Origin of the sequence: Streptomyces cahuitamycinicus (genome assembly GCF_002891435.1) — a bacterium.
Taxonomy (GTDB): Bacteria; Actinomycetota; Actinomycetes; order Streptomycetales; family Streptomycetaceae; genus Streptomyces; species Streptomyces cahuitamycinicus.
Genome location: NZ_POUC01000654.1, coordinates 1 through 3,113, shown reverse-complemented (window position 1 = coordinate 3,113; position 3,113 = coordinate 1). Strand labels below are relative to the sequence as shown.

Here is a 3,113-nt window from a genome sequence, read left to right as displayed (position 1 = left end):
CGCCCAGGCGGGCGGCCAGCCGTTCGGAGGGGACGGGCGTCTTGAGCTGGGGCCAGGTCTCGATGCCGGCGGCGACGAAGGATTCGCCCTGTACGTCGAGCACGGCTCCGACGCCGAACGGGAGCACGGTCTGCGCCTGGCGGACCCGGAGTTTGCGTGTCACTTTCCTGCTCCTGTCACGGTGATCTGGCACTCCCGGTCGACGCTGCGCATGGAGTTGAGGGTCTCCCACAGGCCGTAGCGCTGCTCGAAGGACTTGAGCAGGTTGTGCTGCCCCTTGCCCTGGCTGCGGTAGTAGAGGCACTTGCCTTCTGCCTCGGCCGCCTCGGCCTGCCGGTACCAGGAGTCCAGGAGGTCGCCGAGCTCTCCGCGGACGTCGGCGCGTACGGAGTCGGCGTCGGCTCCCGTGGCGTCGCGTTCGGCGGTCGCGGCGCGGTCGGCGAGGGCGGCGGCGATCCGCGCGGCCTCGTCCCTGTGCCGGGTGAGCAGTCCGGCCTGGTTCTCGGCGGCCAGGCCGAGCCGGTGGCGGACCATGATGACCAGAGCGGCGTGCAGGGCGCGGCGGCGCGCGGGCGGGGACCAGGGGGTGACGCTGGCAGGCTCGACGTACCGGTACAGGGCCCGGTGGTAGTCGATGAAGGTCTCGTAGTGCGAACGGTCCCGCGGGCGGGTGGCGTTGAAGTAGGTGACGACGAGTCCGGGCACCTGGTGGCGGCCCACGCGGCTGGTGGCCTGGATGTACTCGGCGGTGGTCTTGGGCTGGCCCTGCATGAGCATGTACGCGAGCCGCTTCACGTCCACGCCGACGGAGAGCATGTTGGTGCAGGGCAGGAAGGAGACCGACCGCCGATCGGTCCAGGGCTTCTCCAGACGGTCGAGGAGGATGGGCTGGTCGGCGCGCGCCACACTGCTGTCGAGCTGCTGCACCTCGTCGCCGCGCAGGTCGCGGGTGCCCGCGCCGTCGTCGAGGGAGCGCAGCTGGGCGGGGATGTCGTCGCCGGCCGCGGTGACGGTGCGGCCGAGCTCGCGCAGGCTGTGGTGGTAGGCGACGAGCGTCCAGTAGTCGTCGCGGTGCTCCTCGGGGAGTTGGTGGACGCCCTGGAGCATGGCCGCCGTGGTGGCGACGGCGCCGCGGCCGGTGGTGTGGCCGAGCGCCATGACGCCCAGGTAGAGGCGGCCGGGGCGGCCGGTGTCGGGGACGGCGAAGAAGCTGTCGCGGGCGTCGAGCCCGGACGGCGGGAAGAGCTGGACGTCCTGGTGGTGCAGGGCCCGGACCTGTTCGGCGGAGCGCCGGATGGTGGCCGTGGCGGCGACGATCTTGGGCGGGCGGCCGTCCCGGTCCGTGCACAGTTCGAGAACGGCCGCTTCGTAGAGGCCGACCGTGGTGCCGAGCGGTCCGGTGAGCAGGTGCAGCTCGTCCTGGATGATCAGCGACGGGGGCGGGTTGCCGGTGCCTGCGCCGAAGAGACGGCCCGAGTCGGGCTCCCAGGCGAGCCGGGCGAACTTGTCGACCGTGCCGAGGACGAAGGTGGGCGGGTTCCGGTAGAGGTGCTGGTCGACGACGGCGACCGGCAGGACGTCGTGGAAGGCGCACTCGTCGCGGGTGCAGTTGAAGGCGAAGTCGTCCTTCTCCGCGCGGACTCCGTAGTCGGAGCGGACACTGGACCAGGTCGCCGGCAGGATGCGGGTGCCGCACCACGGGCAGCGGTCGAGGATGAAGACGTCCTCGGGGTGCGAGGCCAGGCGCTGCTCACCGAAGGTTCGCTCGGCTTTCTCGAAGTCGTTCGGGGTCGTGGTGTCGCCGACCCACAGGCCGATGGTGATCGGTTCGCCGCCCAGGCCGAGTTCGGGTTCGGTGCGGCGCAGGTGTTCCAAGGCGCAGATCGTGGTGGCGGCGCGCTGGAACTGCTGGGTGGTGAGCAGGCTGAGGGTGTAACGGCTGAGCACGGTGGTGCCGTCGCCTTCGCCGCGGATCCTGCGCAGGGCGATGGTGAAGGCGGCCAGCAGCAGGTAGGCCTCGGTCTTGCCGCCGCCGGTGGGGAACCAGATCAGGTCGGTGCTCTCGCGGTCCCGGTGGCCCGGCTCGGCGACGCCGTCGAGGGCGAGGAGGAAGAAGGCCAGCTGGAAGGGGCGCCAGGTGGCCTTGGGGTCCACGGGCGGATCGACGGCCACCGACTCCGAGCGGTGCCATCGTCGGCCGGCCTGGTCAGGGGCGGAGTGCCGCATCTGCAGCAGCATGGCGCGCTGGGCGATGCGGAAGGCGGCGAGCAGTTCGGGGCGGTCCGGGTCGCAGAGGGTGCGTACGCCCGCCTCGATCCGGGTGACCGCCTCACGGATCCGGTCGAGGATCCGCTCTGCTGCCTCCCGTCCCCAGTCCGGCACTTCGACGGAACGCTGACCCACGTACCAGGCGTGGTACGAGGCGGCGAACTCGGCTAGTTCTTCGCGGAGTTGGTCGACGCCGATGGCCGGGTCGGCGAGGTGGGAGAGGGTGAGCGCGGGGGCGTCGAGCGGACCGCCGGCCCGGATGGCGGGCACCTCGGCCCGGGGCAGCGCCTCACAGGCGAGGAGGGCGACGCCGCCGTCCTCGCCGTACTCCTCGCGGACGGCGCAGCCGTGGCCGACGGCATGGGTGACCACATGCCGGTACTGCAGGCGCAGTTCGCGTTCCTCGGGGTCGCGGCTGGCGAGCCGGACGCTGGGATACGGCAGCACGGTTCCGTCGGCGGGGCGGACGGTGAGCCGGCACTGGAACAGCATGTCGTCCCAGCTGGGCGCCTTGCCGTCGGAGCCGTCGTGCCGGGCCTCGTTGACCAGGGCCACAGTGACGAGCGTGCCCTGGCCGTAGGAGCGGCGGGTCAGCCGGATCGTCGCGCGTCCGTCGAGGACGGGGACCTCCTGCCGGTCCGGGCCGACGGTGTGCGTCTCGGGCTTGAGGGGCACGCGCTGCCAGCGCCGCCCTCGACCCGCCTCGTTCCGCCGCGTCTCGTAGCGGGCGGCGGCGCAGCTGACCTCGACGTCCACGGCGTCCGTGTAGAAGCTGACACCGAGGGACGCGGGCAGCCAGCTGTTGGTCTCGGGCACCGGGTCGGGGGCCGGGTCCACGTCGGGGG

General features: G+C 72.3%; 1 protein-coding gene. It reads right to left on the bottom strand.

Going from position 1 to position 3,113, the window contains the following annotated elements:
* Positions 1 to 159 precede the first annotated feature (159 nt).
* On the bottom strand, positions 160 to 3,113 hold a 2,954-nt coding region (locus C1J00_RS41055; RefSeq protein WP_102913927.1), incomplete at its 5' end, for a helicase-related protein.